At 66.4% G+C, this 23,645-nt stretch carries 23 protein-coding genes; 10 read left to right on the top strand and 13 right to left on the bottom strand.

Going from position 1 to position 23,645, the window contains the following annotated elements; all coding sequences use genetic code 11:
* Positions 1 to 41 precede the first annotated feature (41 nt).
* Both paaZ and FYJ92_RS15490 read left to right on the top strand, forming a co-directional pair.
* Complete coding sequence (gene paaZ / locus FYJ92_RS15495; RefSeq protein WP_185261491.1) at positions 42 to 2,144, top strand: phenylacetic acid degradation bifunctional protein PaaZ; 2,103 nt, start codon at positions 42 to 44, stop codon at positions 2,142 to 2,144.
* 158 nt (positions 2,145 to 2,302) lie between these two features.
* A complete protein-coding gene (locus FYJ92_RS15490) occupies positions 2,303 to 2,710 on the top strand; it encodes a VOC family protein (RefSeq protein ID WP_185261490.1) in 408 nt (135 codons plus the stop codon).
* A 41-nt stretch (positions 2,711 to 2,751) separates the two neighbouring features.
* Here the strand turns inward: FYJ92_RS15490 and FYJ92_RS15485 are convergent, their stop codons facing one another.
* From FYJ92_RS15485 to FYJ92_RS15475, 3 genes are all read right to left on the bottom strand, one after another.
* Positions 2,752 to 3,357, bottom strand: coding sequence for a TetR/AcrR family transcriptional regulator (locus FYJ92_RS15485; RefSeq protein WP_160673990.1), 606 nt, complete (start codon positions 3,355 to 3,357; stop codon positions 2,752 to 2,754).
* Positions 3,358 to 3,459: 102 nt separating this feature from the next.
* Positions 3,460 to 4,824 (bottom strand): AMP-binding protein, encoded by a 1,365-nt coding sequence (locus FYJ92_RS15480; RefSeq protein ID WP_185261489.1) that lies wholly within the window; start codon positions 4,822 to 4,824, stop codon positions 3,460 to 3,462.
* Between the two features lie 7 nt (positions 4,825 to 4,831).
* Entirely contained in the window at positions 4,832 to 5,305 is a 474-nt protein-coding gene (locus FYJ92_RS15475; protein ID WP_185261488.1) for a hotdog fold thioesterase, read from the bottom strand.
* A 154-nt stretch (positions 5,306 to 5,459) separates the two neighbouring features.
* On the opposite strand from FYJ92_RS15475, the gene pta reads away from it, so the two are divergent.
* Positions 5,460 to 7,544 carry a phosphate acetyltransferase gene (gene pta / locus FYJ92_RS15470; RefSeq protein ID WP_185261487.1) on the top strand — a complete coding sequence of 695 codons (2,085 nt, stop codon included), beginning with the start codon at positions 5,460 to 5,462 and terminating at the stop codon, positions 7,542 to 7,544.
* A gap of 145 nt (positions 7,545 to 7,689) precedes the next feature.
* A complete protein-coding gene (locus FYJ92_RS15465; RefSeq protein WP_185261486.1) occupies positions 7,690 to 7,941 on the top strand; it encodes a hypothetical protein in 252 nt (83 codons plus the stop codon).
* Between the two features lie 6 nt (positions 7,942 to 7,947).
* Here the strand turns inward: FYJ92_RS15465 and FYJ92_RS15460 are convergent, their stop codons facing one another.
* The 3 genes from FYJ92_RS15460 to FYJ92_RS15450 form a co-directional block, all read right to left on the bottom strand.
* Complete coding sequence (locus tag FYJ92_RS15460) at positions 7,948 to 8,211, bottom strand: hypothetical protein (RefSeq protein ID WP_185261485.1); 264 nt, start codon at positions 8,209 to 8,211, stop codon at positions 7,948 to 7,950.
* Positions 8,212 to 8,304: 93 nt separating this feature from the next.
* Complete coding sequence (gene ykgO, locus FYJ92_RS15455) at positions 8,305 to 8,427, bottom strand: type B 50S ribosomal protein L36 (RefSeq protein WP_058931424.1); 123 nt, start codon at positions 8,425 to 8,427, stop codon at positions 8,305 to 8,307.
* A 74-nt stretch (positions 8,428 to 8,501) separates the two neighbouring features.
* Positions 8,502 to 9,617: a GTP-binding protein gene (locus FYJ92_RS15450; protein WP_185261484.1), complete on the bottom strand. Its 1,116-nt coding sequence runs from the start codon at positions 9,615 to 9,617 to the stop codon at positions 8,502 to 8,504.
* Between the two features lie 147 nt (positions 9,618 to 9,764).
* Here FYJ92_RS15450 and FYJ92_RS15445 point away from each other — a divergent pair, with 147 nt between their 5' ends.
* The 3 genes from FYJ92_RS15445 (at position 9,765) to FYJ92_RS15435 (ending at position 12,168) form a co-directional block, all read left to right on the top strand.
* Positions 9,765 to 10,931, top strand: coding sequence for an acetate kinase (locus FYJ92_RS15445; protein ID WP_185261483.1), 1,167 nt, complete (start codon positions 9,765 to 9,767; stop codon positions 10,929 to 10,931).
* Positions 10,932 to 10,940: 9 nt separating this feature from the next.
* Positions 10,941 to 11,498, top strand: coding sequence for a GNAT family N-acetyltransferase (locus FYJ92_RS15440; RefSeq protein ID WP_185261482.1), 558 nt, complete (start codon positions 10,941 to 10,943; stop codon positions 11,496 to 11,498).
* Positions 11,499 to 11,700: 202 nt separating this feature from the next.
* Positions 11,701 to 12,168 carry an SRPBCC family protein gene (locus FYJ92_RS15435; RefSeq protein WP_185261481.1) on the top strand — a complete coding sequence of 156 codons (468 nt, stop codon included), beginning with the start codon at positions 11,701 to 11,703 and terminating at the stop codon, positions 12,166 to 12,168.
* An 89-nt stretch (positions 12,169 to 12,257) separates the two neighbouring features.
* Here the strand turns inward: FYJ92_RS15435 and FYJ92_RS15430 are convergent, their stop codons facing one another.
* Together FYJ92_RS15430 and FYJ92_RS15425 are read right to left on the bottom strand one after the other, a co-directional pair.
* Positions 12,258 to 14,498 carry a S9 family peptidase gene (locus FYJ92_RS15430; RefSeq protein ID WP_185261480.1) on the bottom strand — a complete coding sequence of 747 codons (2,241 nt, stop codon included), beginning with the start codon at positions 14,496 to 14,498 and terminating at the stop codon, positions 12,258 to 12,260.
* 382 nt (positions 14,499 to 14,880) lie between these two features.
* Positions 14,881 to 16,545: an alkaline phosphatase gene (locus FYJ92_RS15425; protein WP_185261479.1), complete on the bottom strand. Its 1,665-nt coding sequence runs from the start codon at positions 16,543 to 16,545 to the stop codon at positions 14,881 to 14,883.
* 174 nt (positions 16,546 to 16,719) lie between these two features.
* On the opposite strand from FYJ92_RS15425, the gene FYJ92_RS15420 reads away from it, so the two are divergent.
* Positions 16,720 to 17,136, top strand: coding sequence for a hypothetical protein (locus tag FYJ92_RS15420; RefSeq protein ID WP_185261478.1), 417 nt, complete (start codon positions 16,720 to 16,722; stop codon positions 17,134 to 17,136).
* A gap of 456 nt (positions 17,137 to 17,592) precedes the next feature.
* Here FYJ92_RS15420 and FYJ92_RS15415 read toward each other — a convergent pair whose 3' ends face one another.
* Positions 17,593 to 18,693 (bottom strand): LCP family protein, encoded by a 1,101-nt coding sequence (locus tag FYJ92_RS15415; RefSeq protein ID WP_185261477.1) that lies wholly within the window; start codon positions 18,691 to 18,693, stop codon positions 17,593 to 17,595.
* A gap of 109 nt (positions 18,694 to 18,802) precedes the next feature.
* Positions 18,803 to 19,444: a low molecular weight phosphatase family protein gene (locus FYJ92_RS15410; protein WP_185261476.1), complete on the bottom strand. Its 642-nt coding sequence runs from the start codon at positions 19,442 to 19,444 to the stop codon at positions 18,803 to 18,805.
* Between the two features lie 181 nt (positions 19,445 to 19,625).
* Between FYJ92_RS15410 and FYJ92_RS15405 the strand changes: the two genes are divergently transcribed.
* Positions 19,626 to 20,324: a hypothetical protein gene (locus tag FYJ92_RS15405; protein ID WP_219729666.1), complete on the top strand. Its 699-nt coding sequence runs from the start codon at positions 19,626 to 19,628 to the stop codon at positions 20,322 to 20,324.
* A 217-nt stretch (positions 20,325 to 20,541) separates the two neighbouring features.
* Here the strand turns inward: FYJ92_RS15405 and FYJ92_RS15400 are convergent, their stop codons facing one another.
* Positions 20,542 to 22,500, bottom strand: a complete 1,959-nt coding sequence (locus tag FYJ92_RS15400) for a heavy metal translocating P-type ATPase (RefSeq protein WP_255482149.1) — start codon at positions 22,498 to 22,500, stop codon at positions 20,542 to 20,544.
* Between the two features lie 18 nt (positions 22,501 to 22,518).
* Here FYJ92_RS15400 and FYJ92_RS19160 point away from each other — a divergent pair, with 18 nt between their 5' ends.
* Positions 22,519 to 22,728 (top strand): hypothetical protein, encoded by a 210-nt coding sequence (locus FYJ92_RS19160; protein ID WP_255482148.1) that lies wholly within the window; start codon positions 22,519 to 22,521, stop codon positions 22,726 to 22,728.
* Between the two features lie 37 nt (positions 22,729 to 22,765).
* Here the strand turns inward: FYJ92_RS19160 and FYJ92_RS15395 are convergent, their stop codons facing one another.
* Both FYJ92_RS15395 and FYJ92_RS15390 read right to left on the bottom strand, forming a co-directional pair.
* A complete protein-coding gene (locus FYJ92_RS15395) occupies positions 22,766 to 23,080 on the bottom strand; it encodes a heavy-metal-associated domain-containing protein (protein ID WP_185261474.1) in 315 nt (104 codons plus the stop codon).
* 201 nt (positions 23,081 to 23,281) lie between these two features.
* On the bottom strand, positions 23,282 to 23,641 hold the full coding sequence (locus tag FYJ92_RS15390) for a metalloregulator ArsR/SmtB family transcription factor (protein ID WP_185261473.1): 360 nt from the start codon (positions 23,639 to 23,641) through the stop codon (positions 23,282 to 23,284).
* Positions 23,642 to 23,645: the final 4 nt, after the last annotated feature.

Below are 23,645 nucleotides of genomic sequence, written 5' to 3'. Positions count from 1 at the left end.
CTTGACCCCGTTTGTCCCCGTGTTGGAAGGACCCGTCAACGATGACCACCACTGCCGAAGCCACAGTCGACACAGCCCAGACCGTTCCCAGTTTCATCCAGGATTCCTGGTGGACTCCCGACGCCGGTGCGGCAGCTTCGGCTGTCCCCGTACGGGATGCGAGCACCGGGGAAGTCCTGGCCAAGGTGAGCACCGACGGTCTGGACCTGGCCGCCGTCGTGGATTACGGCCGCACCACGGGACAGGCGGAACTGGGCAAGCTGACCTTCCACCAGCGCGCGCTCAAGCTCAAGGAGCTGGCGCAGTACCTGAACGCCCGGCGCGAGCATTTCTACACGTTTTCGGCCCAGACCGGTGCCACCAAGATCGACTCGATGATCGACATCGACGGCGGCATCGGCGTCCTCTTCACGTTCGGCTCCAAGGGCCGGCGCGAGCTGCCCAATTCGCAGGTGGTGGTGGACGGGCCCATGGAGGTGCTGTCCAAGGACGGTTCGTTCGTGGCCGAGCACATCTACACGCGCATTCCCGGTGTTGCGGTGCAGATCAACGCGTTCAACTTCCCGGTCTGGGGCATGCTGGAGAAACTCGCGCCCGCGTTCCTTGCCGGCGTCCCCACCATCGTCAAACCGGCCACCCCCACCGGGTACGTGGCCGCGGCCGTGGTGAAAGCCATCATCGAATCCAACATCCTGCCGAAGGGCTCGCTGCAGCTCATCTCGGGTTCGGTCCGCGGCCTCCTGGACGTGCTGGACTACCGCGACCTGGTGGCCTTCACCGGCTCCGCGTCCACCGCGCTGTCCCTGAAATCGCATCCCAACGTGGTGCAGGGCGGCGTCCGGTTCACGTCCGAAACGGACTCCCTCAACGCCGCCATCCTTGGGCCCGACGCGGTGGAGGGCACGCCGGAATTCGATGCCTTCATTAAGTCCGTGGTCACCGAAATGACGGTCAAGGCCGGCCAGAAGTGCACGTCCATCCGCCGCGCCATCGTGCCGCAGGAGCTGGTGCCGGCGGTGATCGCCGCGATCGGAAAGCGGGTGGATGAGCGGGTTGTGCTGGGGGATCCCCGCGCCGACGGTGTCACCATGGGCGCGTTGGCGTCGCTCGAGCAGCTCGCCGACGTCCGCGCCGCGGTGCAGTCAATGCTCGACGCCGGCGGTGAGCTTGCGTACGGAACGCTCGATTCGCCGTCGTCCACGGCTGCCAACGGTGCCACGGGTGTGGTGGAGGCTGGCGCCTTTATGTCGCCGGTGGTGCTGAGCTGGGCTGACGCAGAGACTGACGCGATCCACTCGCTGGAGGCGTTCGGCCCGGTAGCCTCCGTGATCGGATACAAGGACCTGCCCGACGCCGTCCGGCTCGCCGCCCGGGGCGGCGGCTCCCTCGTGGCATCGGTGTGCACCAACGATCCTGCCGTAGCACGCGAACTGGTCACCGGGATCGCCGCCCACCACGGCCGTGTCCTGATGCTCAACCGCGAGGACGCCCGCAGTTCCACCGGCCACGGGTCACCCGTCCCGCATCTGGTCCACGGCGGCCCCGGCCGGGCCGGCGGCGGCGAGGAACTCGGTGGCATCCGCTCTGTCATGCACCACATGCAGCGCACGGCCATCCAGGGTTCACCCAACATGCTCACGGCCGTCACCGGTCTCTGGCACACCGGGGCGGACCGGAACTTCACTGTGGAGACCGAGGGGACGCACCCGTTCCGGAAGTCCCTGGCCTCGTTGCGGATTGGCGACGCCGTCCGGTCCGGGCTTCGGGAAGTGGCCTTGGCGGACATCACGGCGTTCGCCAACTCCACCGGCGATACCTTCTATGCCCACACCAACCAGGAAGCGGCCGAAGCCAACCCGTTCTTCCCGGGCATCGTGGCGCACGGATACCTGCTGCTGAGCTGGGCCGCCGGACTGTTCGTGGAACCGGCGCCGGGCCCGGTCCTGGCCAACTACGGCCTGGAGAACCTCCGCTTCATCACGCCCGTGGCCGCCGGCGATTCCATCCGGGTCACCCTCACGGCCAAGAAGATCACACCGCGCGAAACCGACGAATACGGCGAGGTGGCCTGGGACGCGCTCCTGACCAACCAGAACGACGAGATCGTAGCCACCTACGACGTCCTCACCCTCGTCGAAAAGTAGCCCCACCCCCGGACGCTCTCTCACTTCCTGCACGTTTTCCGGCGACGCTCTCGCACTGGTGAGAGAGCGTCGGGGGTTTTCCCGCATTAAGTGAGAGAGGGTGTGGGGATCTTTCCGGGTTCCCTCGGCGTAAAATTTCCACCGTAGGAGGTGGCCAAATGAACCTAGCCCTGAACACAGCCACAACCATCCTGCCCGTCGATGACGCAGCGCGCGCCCGCAGTTTTTACACCGAAAAACTGGGCCTCCCGCACCGCGGAATGACAGACGATGGAAGCGAATTGCTCGGTAACGACGGCGGCCCGATGCTGCAGTTGTTGCCGGTCTCGGACGGGAAACACTCCGAGCACACGGCCCTCAGTTTCGAGGTGCGTGACATTGAGCGGATCGTGCAGGACATGGAGGCCAAGGGCGTCCGGTTCCAGGATTACGACCTGCCCACCCTGAAGACCGAGAACCACATCTGCACCACGGAGTCCGAGAAGTGCGCCTGGTTTATGGACACGGAGCACAACATCCTGTGCGTTCACGAGACGTTGGGCATGCAGGCCGAATACCAGCTCTGACCCCCTCGGCAGGCTCGCAGCAGGCAGTCGCGCAGCACTCCCTAGTGCTGCGCGTGGAGCCCGTCGAACGCGATGGTGATGACGTCGTCGGCCAGTTTTTCCGGTGTGAGGGAGCCGCCCGGTTTGTACCATTCGACGATTGAGTTGATGGTCCCGAACAGCAGGCGCGTGACGGTGCGCGGATCGATGTCCTGGCGCAGCGATCCTTCGTCGCGGGCTGCGGAAATGAGGGCGGCCACCTCGTGATCAAACGCACGACGCCGTTCCAGGGCGTCGCGCTCAATGTCTGTATTGCCCCGCAACCGCAGGAGCAGAGTGACGAACGGCAGCCGCTCCACGAGTACCGCCACGGTCTGCCGCAGGACAAATTCCAGCCGCGCGTCCGCCGCGCCGCTTTGCGCCCCGGGCTGTTCGAGGATTGATTCCAGGCCGCCCAGCGCATGGTCGAGCGCGAGTTTCAGTAGGTCGCCCTTGGACGGCACGTGGTGGTAGATGGCTGATTTCGAGATGCCCAGGTTCTCGGCGAGGATTCCCATGGACGTGGCGTCATAGCCGTGCCGGTTGAAGACGTCGACGGCGATGAGCAGCACCGACTGCTGGTCGTAACCGGGACGTCCGCGCTTGTTGGGGGCTGCTGTAGTGGGCATACCGGCTATTTTCCCACGAACGTTCAGTAATCCCGGTAGCGGCGCAGCGGACCCGCAGGCAGGAGGCCCAAGTGACCCCTCGCGCGGGAAGGTGGTGGGCGCCTATGCCTTGGGCCGGAGGTCGTAGATCCGGCGCAACTTCCCGTTTGACCGTTCCAGCGAGCCGGGGTCCACCACGTCAACGGCGCACGAAGAACCCACGTGGATCTTGATCTGCTCCTGCAGGGCGCGCGCCGCCGTCGTGCTCTGCTCGGGGGTGACGGCGTCCCGGCGTTCGATCCTGACTGTGAGCTGGTCCATCCGCTGGCCTTCGGGGCGGGCGAGTTCGAGCTGGAAGTGCGGGCTGAGTTCGGGGATGCGCAGCGCGATTTCCTCGATCTGGGACGGGAAGAGGTTCACGCCGCGCAGGATGATCATGTCGTCGCTGCGGCCGGTGATGCGGCCCATCCGGCGGTGCGCGGGGCGGGCGGTGCCGGGCAGGAGGCGGGTGAGGTCCTTGGTGCGGTAGCGGATGATGGGCAGGGCTTCCTTGGTGAGCGAGGTGAATACCAGTTCGCCGTGTTCGCCGTCGCGCAGCACGTTTTCCTTGCCCACCGTGGGGTTGAACGCGTCAATGATTTCGGGGCGGAAGTGGTCCTCCCAGATGTGGCTGCCGTCCTGGGTTTCCACTGCCTCCCCGGCGACGCCCGGGCCCATCACCTCGGACAGTCCGTAGATGTCGCACGCCTTGATGTTCATGGTCACTTCGAGTTCGTGCCGCATCTCCTGCGTCCACGGCTCGGCGCCCAGAACCGCGTACTTAAGGGAGGTCGACGTCGGGTCGATCCCCATGTGCGCCATGGCGTCGGCGATGGTGAGCAGGTAGGTGGGCGTGGCCAGGATGGCGTCCGGCGCGAAGTCCTGGATGAGCTGGATCTGGCGTTCGGTCTGCCCGCCGGACATCGGGATCACGGTGCAGCCCAGCGCTTCGGCGCCGGCGTGCGCGCCCAGCCCGCCGGTGAACAGGCCGTAACCGTAGGCGTTGTGGACCTTCATGCCGGGCCGGACGCCGGATGCGCGCAAGCAGCGCGCCACCAGTTTGGCCCAGTCGGCCAGGTCCTGTTTGGTGTACCCGACGACGGTGGGCCGGCCCGTGGTGCCCGAGCTCGCGTGCACGCGGGCTACTTCGCTCTGCGGGACGGCGAACATGCCGAACGGGTACTCAGCGCGCAGGTCTTCTTTCGTGGTGAACGGGAAGTTGCCGAGGTCGCTGAGTTCGCGCAGGTCCGTGGGGTGGATGCCGGCGTCGTCGTACTTGCGTTTGTACAGGGGCACCCGGCTGTAGGCGTAGGCCACCGTGTGCTGCAGGCGGGTGAGCTGGAGGGCCTCGAGTTCGTCGCGAGAGATGGTTTCCTCGCGGTCCAGGACGGGATCTGTTCGCGGGGAGGTCGGCTGCGGAGCGGGGGTTTCGGGGGCGTGGAGGGTCATGATTTTCCTACTTCTTGGGGATGGTGCGGCTGCGTCCGCGGAACTCGGCAATGAGTTCCCCGGGCGTGCCGGAACTGGGTAGCGAATCGCGCTTCGCACCGGCGTCGGCCGCGAAAATCTGGATGTCGTACAGGCCGCTGCGGCCCGAGCTGGACCGGCGGTCCGCGACGGCGGTGATCACCTGGCCGCGGTAGGCGGGCTTCAGGAAGTTGATGTCCACGCCGGCGGCCACGGTGATGTTGTTGATCTCTTCCGGCGTCGGGTTGACCGGATTGCAGGCCAGGGCGAAGGCGGAATCGGCGAAGGCGAAGATCATTCCGCCGTGCGCCATGCCGAAGCCGTTGAGCATTTCCTGCCGGAGTGTCATGCGGATAGTGGCGTGCCCGTCGCTGACGGCGAGGACTTCAACGCCCATCCATTCGGAGGCATAGTCGTTTTCAAGGATGGGGTGGGTGGCCCCGGAGAGTGCTGCTTCAACCATGCGTCATTGCCTCCAGCTTTATTTACCGAATGTTCATTAGGTAATCCCAGATGCAGGTCCGATGTCAAGGGCGCGGCGGTTTCAGGTGCCCTGTGACGGGCCCGGGAAGTGCAAGGATGGAGGGACCGGCACCACGCACAGCAAAGGGCGGACCATGGCCAAAGGCATCTACGTCAGCGCGACCACCCCGGGATCGGGCAAATCGCTCGTGGCTCTGGGCCTCGCGGACACACTCCACCGGCACGCGGACCGGATCGGGTTCTTCAAACCGGTGGTCCACGGCCCGGATGCCGCAGACGACCCCATGGTTGCCCTGGTGAAATCACGCTTCGCGCTTGACGACGAACGGTGCCGGGGCGGGCTGACGTCTGCCGAGGTGCGGGCCCTCCTGGCCGACGGAAAACGCGCCGACATCGACGCGCGCTGTGTGGAGATCTTCGCCGAGATCGCCAAGCACTGCGATGTGGTGATCGTGGAGGGGACGGACCTCACCGGCCAGGACGCCGCCGTGGAGTTTGACCTCAACGCCCGGCTGGCCAACAACCTCGCCGCGCCGGTGGTTGCCGTGGTGGGCGCCAAGGGGCTCAGCGTCGAGGAGGCTGCGGCCGCCGTCGAGGTTGCCCGCAAGGAGTTGGCGGCCGAAAAGTGCACGCTGCTGGCCATCATGGTGAACCGCGCCGACCCTGAATTGGTGGCGGAGATCGCCGCGGAGATCAGGCCCGGGGCATCCAACCGGCCCGTGTACGTCCTGCCGGAGCTTGAGGAGATCGCCCGGCCCACCACCGGCGAAGTTGCTGCGGCCCTTGGCGTGCGGCAGATCGCCGGCCTCGCGGACATGGAACGCGACGTCCGGGACATCAAGGTGGCCGCCATGAACGTGGGCAACTTCCTGAACGTGCTGGATGAGGGCGCCCTGGTGATCGTTCCCGGCGACCGCGCAGACGTAATGGTGGCGTGCCTGGCGTCGTCGTTCTCGCCGGAATTCCCGGTGCCGTCGGCGCTGATCCTGACGGGCGGCCTGTCCCCGGACGCCAACATCTACCCGCTCCTGGCTCAGGCGCCGTTCCCTGTGTTTGCGGCGAGCGAGGACACCTACACCACGGCCAAGCGGGTCTCCGAGGTCCGCAGCGAGATCTGGTCCGGGCACCGGCGCAAGGTGGCTTCCGCGCTGGGCCTGTGGTCCAGGCGGGTGGATGAGGCTGAGCTCGTGGAGCGCCTCCACCTGCCGCGCCTGGAACGGATGACTCCGCTGCGGTTCCTGCATGACCTCATCGAACGGGCCAGGGGGCAGCGCCGGCACGTTGTGCTGCCGGAGGGAACGGACGTCCGGATCCTGCAGGCCGCCGAAATCCTGCACCGCCGCGACGTCTGCGACCTCACCCTTTTGGGACCGGATTCGCAGGTCCGCGAGCTGGCGGCGGCCAACGGCATCGACCTCGCCGGGATCAACATCGTGGACCCGGCCACCTCGGAACTGCGGCAGGGGTTCGCGGAGAAGTACGCCGAGCTGCGCGCGCACAAGGGCGTGGACCTGCCAAAGGCACTGGAAATCATGCAGGACGGCAGCTACTTCGGCACCATGATGGTCCAGCTGGGCGTGGTGGACGGCATGGTGTCCGGCGCCGCGCACACCACGGCGCACACCATCCGCCCCGCGCTGGAGTTCGTCAAAACGCGTGACGGCGTAAAGATCGTGTCCTCCGTGTTCCTGATGCTGATGCCGGACCGGGTGCTGGTCTACGGCGACTGTGCCGTGAACCCTGATCCCAACGTGGAGCAGCTCGCGGACATTGCACTCGCTTCGGCCGAAACCGCGGTGCAGTTCGGGGTGGAGCCGCGGGTGGCCATGCTGTCCTACTCCACCGGCGGCTCGGGCTCCGGCGAGGCCGTGGACGAAGTCCGGCAGGCCACCGAACTGGTGCGTGCACGCCGCCCGGATCTCGCCGTCGAGGGCCCCATCCAGTACGACGCCGCCGTGGACGCCTCCATCGCGGCCTCCAAAATGCCCGGCTCGTCGGTGGCAGGGCAGGCGACCGTGTTCATCTTCCCCGATCTGAACACCGGCAACAACACGTACAAGGCGGTGCAACAGAGCTCCGGGGCGGTCGCCGTCGGGCCCGTCCTGCAGGGCCTGCGCAAGCCGGTCAACGACCTCTCACGCGGCTGCACCGTGGAGGACATCGTAAACACAGTGGCCATCACGGCCATCCAGGCGCAGGTGCCCACGCCCCAGGGTTAACGTCCGACGGCGGCACCCCGGGGTGAGCTCAGCACCGACCTGATGCTGGGGGCGGGATGGGTCATCAATCTTGCAGTGGCGGAGTTCTTCATCCGCCGGGCCGGCGGCCGGAGGACCGGACCTACCGTGGCCCGGTGAGAAACTCATGACTGCGTCCCCAGAACACCAGGTGCCCACCCAATACCGGATTCGTATCGGCGGGCACCTGGACCAGCACTGGTCTGCCTGGTTCGATGACCTCACCCTGACCCACGAAAGCGACGGCACCACAAGTCTTTGCGGTTTCGTCGCAGATCAGTCAGGCCTGCATGGGCTGCTGTTGAAGGTCCGGGCCCTCGGGGTGGTTCTCATCTCCGTGGAGGCAGTCGACCCGGCCGAAACAGGTCGAGGACGGTAAGCCAGGTTAGCTGTTTTCCGGCTTGGCCAAGCTGTCCGGGTCTTCTTCCTTGGCCGGCTCATCGGAGAGTCCTTCGGGCGTAAGGTCCAGGTTTTGTGGATCCTTGGGTTGCTCAGGTGCCTCGCCCACTTCCGGGGATTTGGGCTTTCCGGTATCGTCCAGGGCCGGGTTGGCGCCCTCGACGACGGTGGGATCCTTCGTGCCGGTGCCGGAGGCGGGTTCTGCGGTCTCAGGTTCGGTGTTGTCGGGCTGAGTGGTGTCGTTCGGCATGGAAGTCCCTCTCTGCGTAGTGCAACGTGTCCGCCGACTCTAAGCCCCTGCCGCGGCTGACGCAACGGCAGGCGCAGCAGGCGCCCCGCAGCATCAGCCCTGACGGGCCTTCATCCTCGGATTCTTCTTGTTGATCACAAAGGTGCGGCCCCGGCGTCGGACGATCTGTGCGCCGGGAACCTTCTTCAGGGCGCGGAGGGAATTTCTGACTTTCATGGTCTTGCTCCTTGTTTCGGTGGCGGTTGGTGGGTGGCGTTTTGACCGGTGGCGCAGTGTGAAGCCGGGACCGTTCAGGACGGGGCGGGGTCGAGCTGGAACGGGTCGGTCAGACCGGCGAACCCTGCCTCCATTTCCGAGTCGGTGAGTTCGCAGGCGGAGAGCAGCTGCGCAATTTCCCCCGGGTCCATGCCCTCTCCGGTCGCGGCCAGCACGCTTCCGCGGTCCCCGTGTTCCGGATGCCAGTCCAGGTGGGCGTCCACATGGTTGAGGGGATCGGGCGCCGCACCGGCGTCCTGGTCTGCCAGCCACGGTCCGGTATTTTCGAGCCAGACACGCGGGCCGATGCCCTGGATGGCGATCCGGCACTGCGGTGCGGCGGCGATCCATAGGCGTCCCCGCAACCAGCAGCATCCTTCCGCGAGGGACGCCAGGGCGTGCCGGAACCGCTCAGGGTGCAGCGGCCGTTGGGCCCGGTGGGTGACGGTAGTGAACGGTGACGTTGAGGACGGCGCCGGGATCCGCACCGAACCGGGGACCGTCCGGCTCAGGGCGTCGTGGTAGTTGTGGCGGCCTGGGCGGATGAGGCGGGCGTTTTCCGCCACGTCAGCGTGAGGAGCCAGTTCCCTGACCAGTTGCACGCCGCGAACCCGCAGGGCAGGGTCGGCCGGAAACAGGTCCACCTCCGCCAGCAGGACGGTGTCATTGAACGACAGCTCGCCGATAAGGAATTCACCAGCAGTGCGCTGGTCCTCCGGGACCGGCGTGAACCCGGACTCAAACAGGGTGTGGTGGTCCCAAATGTGGTCCTCCAGCGTGTCAGGGGCGCAGGCAAGGACAGCGGAATCAATCGTCACCGGGCGGGAAAGGCCACGTCGCAGGGCTCCGATCGCGGCCTCCGCAGACACGGCGGGAGGGAGCCCGATGATGGCCTGGGTCTCCCAGCGTTCCAGCAGCCGCTCGATGGTGGGCACGAGGTCCAGCCGCACGGTGCAGCTCAGGCAGCCGTGTTCCAGCTGCGTCTCGGCGCGCTCCACAAGCCCGGACTGGCTGGAGATCCTGCGGAGGACCACGCCGTTCTCCAACAGGTCGTGCAGGACCACCGCGGCGCCGGGATTGGCCGCGGCCGCGTCTTGGCAGGCTTGCTGGCGGCACAGGCCGTCCAGGGAGCTGATCACAGTGATATGCATACTCATCACTCTAATGAGAATCATTATCGTTTACAACCCAAGTATCCAAGGGGCAACTTATAGAGTGGATTCCGGGGAGCGCTGCGCCAGGCTCCAGCACCATCCCTCGTCAGCTGTGCCCGCGGTACCAAGGCTCCAGGAGGCCCCATGCTTGTGCTCGTCATCAACTCCGGTTCGTCCTCGCTCAAGTACCAGGTCCGTGACGTGGCCGCCGGCATTGTGCTGACGGAGGGGCTGATCGAGGAGATCGGCATGGGCAACGGCGGTGACGGCGACGGCGAAATCGAGGGCCCCCGGGACCACGCGGAGGCGCTGGAGCAGGTTGATGCCGCGATCCATGCCGAGTTCGGTGACCTCAAGCTGACGGCGGTGGGCCACCGCGTGGTGCATGGCGGCGAGCGGTTCGCCGAGCCGGTGCTGATCGACAACGAAATCACCCGCGCCATCGAGCGCCTCAACCCCCTCGCACCGCTGCACAATCCCGCCAACGTCCTAGGCATCCGCGCCATCGGCAAGAAGTGGCCGGACCTGCCGCAGGTGGCCGTGTTCGACACCGCTTTCCACCGCACCCTGCCCGAGCATGCCTGGCGCTACGCCGTCCCGGACGAGCTCTACACGAACCACGGCATCCGCCGCTATGGCTTCCACGGCACCTCGCACGAGTACGTCACGCAGCGCGCCGCCGCGCTGCTGGATCTGCCCGTGGACGAGTTCGACGGCGTGATCGCCCACCTGGGGAACGGCGCCTCCGTCACGGCCATCCGCCGCGGTCAGTCGGTGGACACATCCATGGGCTTCACCCCGCTGGAGGGCCTGGTGATGGGCACCCGCTCGGGCGACCTCGACCCCTCCATTCTGGTGTTCCTCGGCCGGAACGGCTGGACGCCGGAGGACATCGACACCATGCTCAACCGCGAATCAGGGCTGAAGGGGCTCGCTGGGAACAACGACATGCGCTCGGTCGTGGAGGCGTCAGAGGCCGGTGACGCCAAGGCGTCGATGGCTCTCGCGGTCACGTCCTACCGGCTGGCAAAGTACATCGGCGGCTACCATGTGGCCGTCGGCGGAGCCAAGGCACTTGTGTTCACTGCGGGGATCGGCGAGAACTCGCACCAGTTCCGCGCACTGGTGACTGAAAGGCTGCGTGCGTTGGGGATAGAGCTCGACGCCGGCCTGAACAGTCAGCGGTCCAAGGAACCGCGGGTGATTTCCACGGCTGCGTCCGTCATCCCGGTGTTGGTGGTGCCCACCGACGAGGAGCGCGCCATCGCAGAGGCGACTGCCGCCGTCGTCCACCCTGGGTCCATGGCATAGCCTCAGTCCATGCCTGAGATTACTTTGCCCCTCCGCACCGAGCGCCTGATCCTGCGCCGGTTCGACGGTGCGGACCTGGACGCCTTTTATGCCTACCACTCGCTGCCCGACACCGCCCGATTCCTGCCCGGGGAGGCCAAGAGCTACACCAGGGCCATGGAGTCCGTGGGCAAGTACGCCAATTTCGTCTTAGAGAAGGAGAACGACTGGGTTTGCCTGGCCATCGAGGCGAAGGAATCGCCGGGGCTGCTGGGCGAAGTGGTGCTGAAATGGCTTCCGGGGCGCGGGCAGGGCGAAGTCGGATGGACCCTGGCGCCGGCCGCGCGGGGCAAGGGCTACGGGGCCGAGGCCGCGGATGCGGTGCTGAAGCTGGGGTTCGAGGAGCTGGGGATGCACCGGATCGAGGCCAAGCTCGACGCCCTGAACACCGCCTCCGCGGCTCTGTGCGAACGGCTCGGCATGCGGTTGGAAGCCCGGCTGGTGGACAAATGGCATTACAAGGGCCAGTGGGCCACCGAGCTGGTCTACGCGATCCTCGAGGGCGAATGGCGCTCCCGCTCCCGGTGATCGAGCGTCCCGGTGATCGAGCCCGTCGAGACCCGATCGATTGCTCCGTAGCGGCCCTTTGAGCGCTGAAGACGCCAGCAATGGTGCAAATGGATGGGTTAGTCTCAGGCCATTGACTGCCTGCTGGGCCAAGGCCAAACTGGCGCTGTGCCTAGCTGCCGGCCATGCCGCGCTGGCAACAGGCTTGTCCAAGGAGGATCCAATGCCCACCGTGGAAGAAAACGTCTACATTGCCCGCCCGCCACAGGAAGTCTTTAATTTCCTGTCAAAGGGCGAAAACATTCCAGTCTGGGACTCCTCGGCCGTCCATGCCGAAACAGTCGGGACCGAGCCTGTTGCAGTCGGCACCCGGGTCAAGGGCGCCAGCAAGGTGGTGGGCAGGAAATTCGACTGGACAACGGAGGTCATCGAATTCCAGCCTCCAACCCGCTTTGTATCCCGCTCGGTGGAAGGAAAGCTGGAATTCACTGTAACCAATGTCCTGGAACCTGAAGGTGACGGGACCCGCCTGAACTTCCGGATCGATGCGGCATCTGGCCTGGGCGGGGTGTTCGGCAAGCTGGCCGACCGGTTCGTGGAACAAGCCCAGGCCCGGACTGTCCGCGCCAATCTCGAGACCCTCGCCGAGTTGCTCACTGTGCACCCGGAATACGGCAGGGATGACAGCTGAGCCGCGAGATCCGGGTTTCGACAAGCTCAACCACCGGATTCGGCCCGGTGAGGGAGCGGGTGGGGAGCGAGATCCAGGGGTCCGATGGGCTACTTGAGCCCAGCCCCCGGAAGCAGCTCAACCGCACCCAGCGAATCGGCGATGAACGCGTAGTCCCACGCGCGCTCGCGCCACTGGACATAACGCCCGGACGCGCCGCCGTGGCCGCCGTCCATCTCGATCTTCATCACCACAGGCTCCGTGCCGGTGGTCCTGTTCCGCAGTTCCTGGACCCACTTGGCCGGCTCAACATACAGGACGCGGGTGTCGTTGAAGGAGGTCACCGCGGCCACCTTGGGGTACGCAACGGCACGCACATTCTCGTACGGCGAATAGGACTTCATGTAGGCGTACACGTCAGGGTCCGTGATGGGGTTGCCCCACTCCTCCCACTCCAGCGCGGAGAGCGGAAGCTCCGGATCCAGGATGGTGGTGAGCGCATCCACAAACGGAACCTGCGCCACCACCGCGGCGTACTTTTCCGGTGCCAGGTTGGCCACGGCGCCCATCAGCAGACCGCCCGCGGAACCGCCCATGGCTGCAATCCGGGACGGCTCAACCCACCCGGAGCTGGCCAGCCAGTCGGTGGCGTCCACAAAGTCGGTGAACGTGTTCTTCTTGGTGAGCTTCTTGCCGTCCTCATACCAGTGCCGGCCCAGTTCGCCGCCGCCGCGGATGTGCGCGATCACAAACACCACACCGCGGTCCAGCAGCGACAGCCGCGCGATGCCGAAGCCCGGATCCATGCTCAGCTCGTAGGAGCCGTACCCGTAGACCAGGCCGGCCGCCGTCGAATCCTGTTTGACGCCCTTGTGCCGCAGCACCGACAGGGGGATCCGCGTGCCGTCAGCGGCCTTGGCCCATTCGCGGGTGGCCACGTAGTCGCTGGCGGAGTAGCCGCCCAGTACCGGGCTTTCCTTGCGCAGCAGCAGTTCGCCGGCGGGCTGCGCCGGGGTGGGCAGCACAAAGTCGTACACGCGCGACGGCGTGAAATAGGATGTGTAGCCCAGCCGGATCACCGGCGCCTCGTGGTCAGATCCGCCCACGCCGGCCGTGTACAGCTCCTCGTCGAATGCGGGTTCCACCGGGGCTTCCTGCGCGGGCGTGCCGAGGCCAGCCAGCCCCATCACCTGGACGCGTTCGATGGTGTCCTTGCGGACGGACACAATCAGGTGCGTGGAAGTGACGCCGGCACCGTTGACGCGGACGTCGTCGGAATGCTCGACGACGGTGCTCCAGTGCTGCTCGGCCAGCGGCTTGGTGAGCTCAGCGGGGTCGATCAGGGAGACCATGGAGTTCACGGCATTGCGGTTGTGCGTGATGATGATGCGTTCCGATACTGCGCCGTCAGGACCGGTGAGCAGGAACGGTTCGGCCTCATAGAGGACGCGCTCGTCCCGCGAAATCACGGTGGTGAGGGCCGCCGTCGGGTCATCGAAACGCAGCAGGCGGGTCTCGCTGTACTCGGAGCAGCCGATGCCCAGCACGAGGTGGCGCCTGTCAGAGGAGAGCTCAAAGCCCAGCCACATGGCGACGTCGTCCTCCTGGTAAATCACCTCATCGTCGGTGACGGGGGTGCCGAGGACGTGGGACTTGACCTGGTACGGGCGCCACGAATCGTCCACCACGGTGTAGAAGATGCGGCTGCCGTCGGGGGAGAAGCTGACGCCGTAGAAGATGTTCTCGATGAGGTCCGGCAGGAGTTCGCCCGTGCGGAGGTCCTTGATGTGAAGGGTGAATCGTTCGTCGCCGGCGTTGTCCACGGCGTAGGCGTAAAGGTTCCCGTCCACCGTGACGGCCGAGCCGCCCACCGAGAAGAACGGCTTGCCTTCGGCTTCGACGTTGCCGTCCAGCAGCACTTCCTCGCCCGGGATCTCGACGCCGGCCTCCACCGCGGGGGGAGTCCAGTCGGCCACGGGGTTGCCGGAGTCCTGGGCGCGGACGCGGCACTGGATGCCGTACTCCTTGCCCTCAACCGAGCGGCTGAAGTACCACCAGCCGTCCTTGCGGTTCGGGACAGACAGGTCTGTCTCCTGCGTGCGGCCCTTGATTTCCTGGAAGATGGCCTCGCGCAGCGGCTCCTGGTGGACGGTGACCGCCTCCTGGTAGGCGTTCTCGGCCTTGAGGTGCTCAACCACCTCGGCGGATTCCTTCTCGCGCATCCACTCGTAGTTGTCCACGAAAGTGTCGCCGTGGTGCGTCCGCTCGTGCGGGACCTTCTTGGCCACGGGGGGCGCGGGGGAGGCAGCGACGGAAGGGTTGGCGGAATCCTGCAGCGGAGTCTGGGTCATGCCTTCAATATATAGAGCCGGGCGGACAAAAAGGCCGCCGTTCGCTACCGGGGTAGCCCCCTCAAACGCTCTCTCACTAATCGGGCTTAAATGGCCGATGCTCTCTCACTTTCCTGAGGAAAGTGAGAGAGCGTCGCTGGAAAACCTGCATCAAGTGAGAGAGCGTTTGGACAAGCAGCTAAGTTACTCGCCGGAACCACTTGAACCGTCCTCCGCCTGGTGCTAGAACAGCATTACCGGGAGGATCCGGACGCGTCTCTTTTTCATCTGCCTCTAGAGGGCGATTAGCCGTTTGGGCACGCCACAGCGCCAGATAGCGCATCGGCAGTCTGCGGGTGACCCTCCCGATACGGTGGCCCTCGGCATCGCCGGGGGCCATCCCTCACCGTTCGGGGGTGAGGACCCTGGAAAACACAACGGCGCCGTTGGCGTTCCGCAGGCTTGCGGTGAAGCTGTCATCCTCGCCCAGCTGGACGTGGCCGAAGAACTGGTTCTCGCCGTCGCGCGGTGATTCGCCAGGGAACCGTCCGGCCTTGGCGAATACCACCTCGGGTCCGAATGTCCCGTCCATCGGGTTGGGCCCGAAGGATCCGGCTGCGATGGGGCCGGCCACGAACTCCCAGAACGGGTCGAAGTCCGTGAAGGCTGCGCGCTCGGGGGAGTAATGGTGGGCGGCGCAGTAGTGGACGTCGGCCGTCAGCCACACCACGTTCTTCACCCGGTTCCGCTTGAACGCGCTCAGCACCCCGGCGATCTCGAGCTCGCGGCCCAGCGGCGCACCGGGGTCGCGGTTGGCCACGCTTTCCTGGTTCACGGCACCGTCCGGGACGATGATGCCCAGGGGCAGGTCCGCGGCGATCACCTTCCAGGTCGCCTTGGACTTGGAAACTTCGCGGATCAGCCAGTCCACCTGCTCCTGGCCCATGATGGAGGTGGCGTGGGCCTCCTTGCCGTCCGTGTTGGGCGACTTGAAGGTGCGCATGTCCAGGCAAAACACGTCCAGCTGCGGACCGCGGGGGATCTTCCGGTAGATGCGGGCCGGCTGGTAGTGCCCACCGTCGTCGAACGTTCCCGGGCGCCACAGCGCGGAGCCGTCAGCGATGGGCATGTTCTCCTGCCACGCCTGCCGGCCACGCGCTGCGAGGGTGTTGACGTCGCGCACGGTGTAGCGGGGGTCGTCGATGGTTTCGCCCGGGTACCAGTTGTTGGTGGTTTCGTGGTCGTCCCAGTTGGCGATCACGGGGACGTCGGCGAACATGGCGCGCATGTTGGCGTCCAGGGAGTTGTAGCGGTGCCGGCCGCGGAACTCGGTGAGCGTTTCGGCCACCTTGGAGACCTCCTCCGTGACAAGGTTGCGCCACACCTGCCCGTCCCGCTCCACCACGGTTTCGGCGATGGGGCCGTCGGCGTAGACGGTGTCGCCGGAGTGGATGAAGAAGTCGGGCCGGGTGTTGTGCATGGCCCGGTAGCCGCGCATGCCGCCGATCTCCTCGTTGATGCCCCAGCCCTGGCCGGCGGTGTCGCCGGTCCAGACAAAGCTTTGGGCGGACGACGGCGTGGTGTCGCCGCCGGTGCGTCCCTCCCCGTGGAAGGTCCCGGCGTCGGGTGCCGTGCGGAAGGTTCCCTTAACGGTCTCGCCGGCCGCGCCGCCGTCGTCCTCGAAGCTGATATCCAGCGCGAAGCGGGTGTTGGATGGCAGGTTGCCGGCATGGATTTTGGCCGTGAAGTCGGAGGCCTGGGTGGCCCGGGGACCGCGGAGGGTGCGTTCGAAGGCTCCGCGGCCGCGCAGGATTTCGCCGCCGGCTCCCACCGAGCGGAGGGTGGCGGTCATCCGGCCCGCGGCGGAGGAGCGGGACCAGAGCACGGCGGAATCGGAAGTGACGTCACCGGTGGCGATGCCGCTGGGCAGGGTAAGGCGGTTCCGGACCAGCGGGATCCCGGTCCGGCCGGCCGGGAAGCTGCTGGCGTTCGCGGCGGCGGGCGCGGCCGCCAGCGCTGCTGCGAGGACGGAACCTTTGACGATGGTGCGGCGTGAGATATCAGTCATGACCCCACCCTGCCGGGGGCGAATACACAGCCCGTTTCCCCCGGATGAACGCCGAGCGTGGCGCGGGTTAACTCATGCCGGTGTGGCTTGCCACAGGACCCTGGCCAGGACCTTGACAATGCGTCATTATCGCGGGGTAATTGGAAGCATTCTCAGTAATTTTTGGGGGCGACGATGCGAAACCTAATACCGAAAGGCATCCTCCGGAAGATGCTCCTGCCGCCCACGTACGGCCTGCACCTGACACCCGGCGCTGAGTTCACGGTACTCTCCGTCGAAGTCTGGAGCACGTGCCTGGTGGTCAACATCCACGTGGAATCCGCTGCTGGGAGAGCCGCCCCTGAGATTGCCATCGAGGATCATTGGGGTACCCCATACACGCTCCGGGATTCAGCCAGTGTGGGCACCCGGAACCTGCAGGTTTTCACTCCGTCCCTGCCGCCCGGCACCCGGAGCCTGACCATCAGGTCCACGGACGATGACGCCGACCCGCGCCTCGTGGTGACCTTCGCCGTCCCGTTGATGCGGGAAGCCGGCCAAGCAGCCAAGGCGCCGGTTTCCCGCCCGGTCCGACTGCGCCGTCCGGCCTAGAAGCAGGTCGGACTAGAACGCACTCACAGCCGATGTGAGAGAGCGTTCGGGAAATTTCTGCAGGATGTGAGAGAGCGTTGATGGCGGGCGGGAGTATCCTGATCACGCAAAGGCGCACGCGCCCAGAGTCAGAGGGGAAGTTTCATGACCATCCCGCCAGTGCACGAACCAGAGCCGTTCCCGCCCGAACCAGGCCCGGACCCCTTCAATCCGGAGCCCACCTATCCCGGCCACCCGGGGCCGGAGAGGCCGAGCCCCATCCCGACGCCGGAACCTCCCGGCCCGCTGCCCGTTCCGGACCCGGGGCCAGCACCGTTGCGCCCGGACCCCACCCGGAGCTAAGTCACCAATGGAACGGCCCCGGCAGCGGCATAGCCAGGGCCGTTCCGCTGCACGCCCCCTGGGGCCGCGCTCAAGTCCAGGCGCTCAGCGCCCGCTGTACAGCAAGCCTGCGTACTATCCGCCGGCGTACTCGGGCAGCCGGCCTTCGCGCATGGCGGCGGACATCTGGGCGATCCCGTTGTAGTCAGGGAACACCACCGAGGCTCCGCCGGCGGCTATGCCCGTGCCGGCGGTGGGCAGCGTCATGGAGACGAAGCTGTTCGGGTCGATGCCGCGCATCGCGTAGGCCAGGACGGCCACGCCCACAGGGTCAAAGCCCTGGTCCACGGTGAGGTAGCTCCCGGCGAAATTCACCAGGGCCCGCACGGCGGTCACATCGTGCAGGGCGCCGTCACTGGTCAGCCGGGCGAGGATGGCGCGGAGGAACGTCTGTTGGTTCCGGACCCGCTGGAAGTCGCCGTCGAGGAACGCGTAGCGCTCGCGGACGAACTCCAGTGCCGCCTGGCCGTCGAGGTGGTTCACCCCCGCCGGGAAGACGTGCTGGGTTTCGTGCGTGGACTGGAACGGCACTGTGACGTTCACGTCGATTCCGCCCAGCCCATCCGTGAGCGTCTTGAACCCGTTGAAGTCCAGCATGACAGTGTGGTCTATGGGAGTGCCCATCAGTTGGCTCACGGTCTGTGCCGCCAGCGGGGTGCCGCCCACCGAAAGACTGTCGTTGATCTTGGAGGCGCCGTAGCCCGGGATGTTCACGTAGAGGTCACGCATTATGGAGACCACGTGCACGCTCCGCCGGTCTGCGGGGACGTGGACCAGCATCATGGAGTCCGCCCGCTGGTCCTGGTACTCGCCAGTGGACTGGGTGATGGCCGCCTGCTCCCGGGCGTTGGCGCGGCTGTCGCTGCCGATCACCAGGATGTTCATGGGCGCTGCCGGGAGCTCCGCGATGGGTTCGGGCGGCGGGGGAAGGGCCGGCGCCGGCGGCGGCGTCTCTGAAGGAGTGGGGGTGGCGGAGTCAGCGATGATGGGCGCCGGGGCCGCAACATCCGCGGCTGGCCGGGTGAATACCAGGGCGGACACGACGACGACGGCCACCAGCACGAGCGACAGCACCGCCGCGATCACGCGCCGCCGTTTCAGCGCGGCAGGCGCGGCAGCTTCGGGGCCGGACGGGGTCGGGCCGATCGGATCAGAACCGCTTGGGGTGCTTACCATGACTTAGTGTCCGCCCTCGTGCCCGGTTACGGCTATAACGCGGAGCGTGTCGTTTCCGTGCTGTGATGTACGACGGCGGCGCGCCGGGTTCGGTGGAAAGCGCGCTTGCTCAGGCGGGAACGTTCAGGCGGGCGTGCCGCAGGACGGAAACGATGGCGGGGGCCAGCTCGTCCTCCATCTGGCGGTAGACCTCGGGGCTGCGCCGGTAGGGGTCAATGATGTCGTTCTCCGAGGAATCCGCTGGCAGCGACAGGTGCCGGACGGACGCGGCCCGCGCGGGCAGCCCCCGCCAGAAGGCGGTGTTGGCACTGAGGGGAGTGCCGCCGTCGGCAGTTACCGGAACGATTGCGGCACTGTCCGCACGCTCGTCCAGGACGTCGAGCATCCGGGCGAACTCGCGGATGGTGAAGGTGCGCTTGAGCAGGGAGGCGTCCAGCTGGAGCACTTCACCGCGGTGGCCGGAGGTCATGGTGAGCACCAGGTCCACGCCGCGCAGGATCTTGCTGGTCAGCTGCCGCGAGACGAAACCGTCCGGGTTTCCGCCAAAGGTGCGCACGATGTCACCGGACAACGGCTGCATGGGGTCGCCCACCATGGCACGGGTTCCTGCGCTGGTGACCTCAAACCCGCCCGGCATCACCTGGTCCAGACCGGCCTGCAGCAGCCGTTCGGCCACGGGGGAGCGGCAGATGTTTCCGGTACAGACCGTCAGGATCCTCACGGGTGCGGGGGCAGATGCGGGGGATTCCACGGAACTTCTCTTTTCCAGCCGATGCGCGAGGGCCGGTGCGGCCCGTCGTGGCTCTCAACTTAACATGTGCGGGCAGGGTGTGCGCAGTGGCTTCAAGCGGTGACCCATCCGTAACGCCCTGTGTTACGAATCACACATGACCGCGGGACTTCCCCTGCGATCGTTGACCAAGGAGTAAATCGTGAAGCGGAATACAAAATTGGTATTGGGTGGTACCGGTGTGGCAATGCTGGCTGCTGTGTCGTTGGGTGCCGGGCCAGTCATGGCCCAGAACGCCAAAGCGGCGGAGAAAACCGTGACGCTGACAGCCACCCTCACGCAGCTTAACGGCTCAGGCGCTTCGGGCACCGCCACCGCGGTTGTCCGCAACCAGAAAATCCGGCACATCGAGGTTCACGCTACTGGCTTGACCCCCGACGCCCCGCACGCCCAGCACATCCACTACGGCAACCAGGCCCTGAACGAGTGCCCCACACTGGCGCAGGACAGCAACGGTGACGGACGCATTAACACACTGGAGGGTGTTCCGGCCTACGGCCCCGTGGTGGTGTCGCTGAACACCACCGGCGATACAACCCCCGCCAGCTTCCTGGACGTTTCCCGGTTCCCCGTCTCGCATGGTGGCAGCTATGACTACAGCCGGGACAATATCGAGTTCACGGACGTGGCCGGTACCGGCTACCCGGGAGCCGGCGGGCTTGGCACCGCGAAGCAGATCGCGGACTCCATCCGCGATGGCGAGGGTGTCCTGGTGATCCACGGGCTGGATTACGACGGCAACGGAACCTACAATTTCAGCGATCCTGAAGGTGCCAGCGAGCTTAACCCGAACCTCCCGGCCGAGGCTACCGACCCTGCGGCCTGCGGCGTTCTGCGCTAAGCACGCGTTGTGCTCTTCTGGCCCCAGTAAGGCTGAAGCCCCAGTGCCGTGCTGGGCCGGGAGAGGGCAATGAAGATGTCTTCGAAGGGCCGGTCCGCCGAGTGCGGACCGGCCCTTCCTGCTCCCGGACGTTCGGCGGCAGGACGGTCCGGGCCTGCCCGTAGCTGGTGAGGCCACGCGGCTTGTAGACAGACAGCACTGTGCTGGTTTCTCTCGTTCAACGCACCTCGGCGGGGTTGAGTTTCACGCGGCGCAGCAGTTGGGCGTTCAACGCCACCACGATCGTGGACACGGACATCAGCACGGCGCCGGCCGCGGGGGACAGTACAACCCCTGCGAAGGCAAGCACGCCCGCGGCCAGCGGGACGGACACCACGTTGTAGCCGGTTGCCCAGATGAGGTTCTGCCACATCTTCCGGTAACTGGCGCGGGACAGGTCAACCATGGACAGCACCGCGCGGGGGTCATTGCCGGCCAGGACCACGCCGGCCGATTCCATGGCGACGTCGGTTCCGGCGCCGATGGCGATGCCTACTTCAGCCCTGGCCAAGGCCGGGGAATCGTTGACGCCGTCGCCTACCATTGCCACCTTCAGCCCGCGGGCCTGGAGTTCGGCGACCTTTTTGTCCTTGTCCGCCGGGAGGACTTCGGCGAAGACTTCGTCAATGTGCAGCTCGTCGGCCACGGCCTGGGCCACCTGCCGGGCGTCGCCGGTGATCATGGCCACCTTGATGCCCCGGTTCTGCAGAGCCGCCACGGCCTGGCGGGATTCCGGGCGGACGGCGTCTTCGAGGCTGACGGCGCCCAGGACACTGTTCCCGTCGATCACGTGCAGCACGGCGGCGCCACGGTCCATCCATGCCCGGGTGGAGCGAGCCAGCTCTTCAGGCTCGACGGCGCCGAGCTCGCGCAGGAGCGCCGGTCCACCGACGTGAACAGTGCGCCCGTCCACGCTGGCGCGGACGCCCCGCCCGGTGAGGGACGAGAAGCCGGTGGCTTCGGGAACAGCCAGGTTCCGCTGGCGCGCGGCACGGACGATGGCCCGCGCCACGGGGTGTTCACTGTCGGATTCCACAGCTGCGGCCAGCGCCAGCAGGCGGTCTGTATCCCCGCCCGCTACGGCGGCGACTTCCTTCAGGTCGGGCTCACCCTTCGTGAGAGTGCCGGTTTTGTCAAAGAGGACGACGTCGATGGTCCGCATGCGTTCGAGGGCCATCCGGTTCTTAATGAGGACCCCGGCCCGGGCGGCCTGTTCAGTGGAAATAGCGATGACCAGCGGGATGGCCAGGCCGAGGGCGTGGGGGCAGGCAATCACCAGGACGGTGACGGTGCGGGTGACCGCCTCCGGGACGCTGCCCAACAGGGCCCAGACGATGAACGTGATGACACCCGCGCCGGCGGCGAAGTAGAACAGGAAGGCCGCGGCACGGTCGGCCAGCGCCTGTGCCTTGGACGAGGATGCCTGCGCCTCGGCAACCAGGCGCTGGATGCCGGCCAGGGCGGTGTTTTCGCCGACGGCAGTCACCCTGACCCGGATAGTGTTGTCCGTCGCGACTGTGCCGGCCACCACCGCGTCACCCGGGGCGCGGGGAACGGTCTTGGACTCGCCGGTGATCATGGATTCGTCCACTTCCGCCTGGCCGTCGACGACGGTTCCGTCGGCAGGCAGCCGCGCGCCGGACCGCACCAGGACGATGTCGCCTTCACGGAGTTCGGAGACGGGTACGGTCTCCGTGCCGGCGTCGGTGATGCGGTCTGCTTCATCCGGGAGCAGGGCCGCGAGGGCGTCCAGGGCGCCCTGCGCGGAACCGAGGGCCCGCATTTCAATCCAGTGGCCCAGCAGCATGATCGCGACCAGAAGCGCCAGTTCCCACCAGAAGTCCAGATCGAATCCACCCAGGCCAAGGCTAGTGACCCAGGACGCTGCGAACGCAACAGTGATGGCCATGGCGATCAGCAGCATCATCCCGGGACTCCGGGTCTTCAGTTCCTGCAGGCCGCCCTTGAGGAACGGTTGGCCCCCGTAGAAGAAAATCACCGTTCCCAGCACGGCCGGGATCCAGGTTGAGCCGGGGAACACCGGCGGCATGTAGCCCAGGAGGTGGCCGACCATCGGGCTGAAGTACACCACGGGCACGGACAGGACCAGGGTGAGCCAGAACCTGTTCTTGAACATGGCGGTACTGTGCCCGGCGTGCTGCCCGTGGCTGTGGACCGTGTGGTCGTCGTCGTGAGCACCATGCTGCTGGCCGGCGTGGCCGGCGTGATCTGCGGGCGGGCTCGCTACCGCCGTCGCATGGCCCGGTACGGGCTTTGGGAGCTGGTGGGCGGAGTGGTCTTCTCCGTCGTGGTGATCGTGGTGGTTTTCCATTGTTGTCGTCCTGTTGAGAGGAGTGTTCCCTGACGGCGTCAGCAAAGCTGTCCTCAGGGTGGGAGTTGGACTACCTGCTGGTGAGGCTATACCCGGCGGCGGTGACGGCGTCCCGGACGGCTGCTTCCGTCTGGGGCCCGGAGACTCTCAGTCGGGAGGTCCCGCCGGCGACGAGTTCGACGGCGGCCGACGTCACGCCGTCGAGCGCGGAGACTGCCTTTTCAACGGTCTGGGCACAGTGACCGCACGTCAGGCCGGTCACGGAGTACTCCGTACCTTCCGCCTGGGGTGACAGCTGCTTCGCTGAAGGGGTGGAGCAGCAACTGCACCCTGCGGTTTCAGCTGCAACGAGGGGCAGTTCGGTTCGGACCTGGGGTGCACTCATATCAGTTCTGTCCTTTTGCAAGAGAGGTGTGATGAGGTGCTGGGGATGAACGGCTGTAAGGACCGGAATTTACACGGCCTGGACAAACCTCTTCATTGGCAACACCCTGAGAATACCCCCATGGGGTATATTTTGCAAGGTGTCGCTGCCCACAGTTCCGGGGGAGCGGGCTGCCGCGCGCTCGCCTTGCCGCCGGGACGGTCAGCCGTGGCCGGGTTCCCCGGTGACGGTGTGGTCGGCGTGGTTCAGGCCTTCCAGGACAAGCCGGGCCAGATGGCCGTCCGCGATGCTGTAGACCACCCTGCGGCTGACCTTTTGTGTGCTGACGAGGCCGCTGAAGCGGAGCTTGGCCAGGTGTTGGCTGACTGAGGTACGGGAGGCTCCGGTTCGTTCCACCAGGGTGGTGACGTCGGCCGGTTCCTGTGTCAGGAGCCAGAGCAGGTGCAGCCGGGTGGGATCGGAGAGCATCCGGAACGTGGCCGTGGCGGCATCGAGCCGGCGGGCATCGGGAAGCCTGGGGTGGTGAAGGCTCGGTGTATTGATGCGTTGGGCCTCTTCCACCGGA

Origin of the sequence: Pseudarthrobacter sp. NBSH8 (genome assembly GCF_014217545.1) — a bacterium.
Taxonomy (GTDB): Bacteria; Actinomycetota; Actinomycetes; order Actinomycetales; family Micrococcaceae; genus Arthrobacter.
This window is presented reverse-complemented; position numbering and strand designations above follow the sequence as displayed.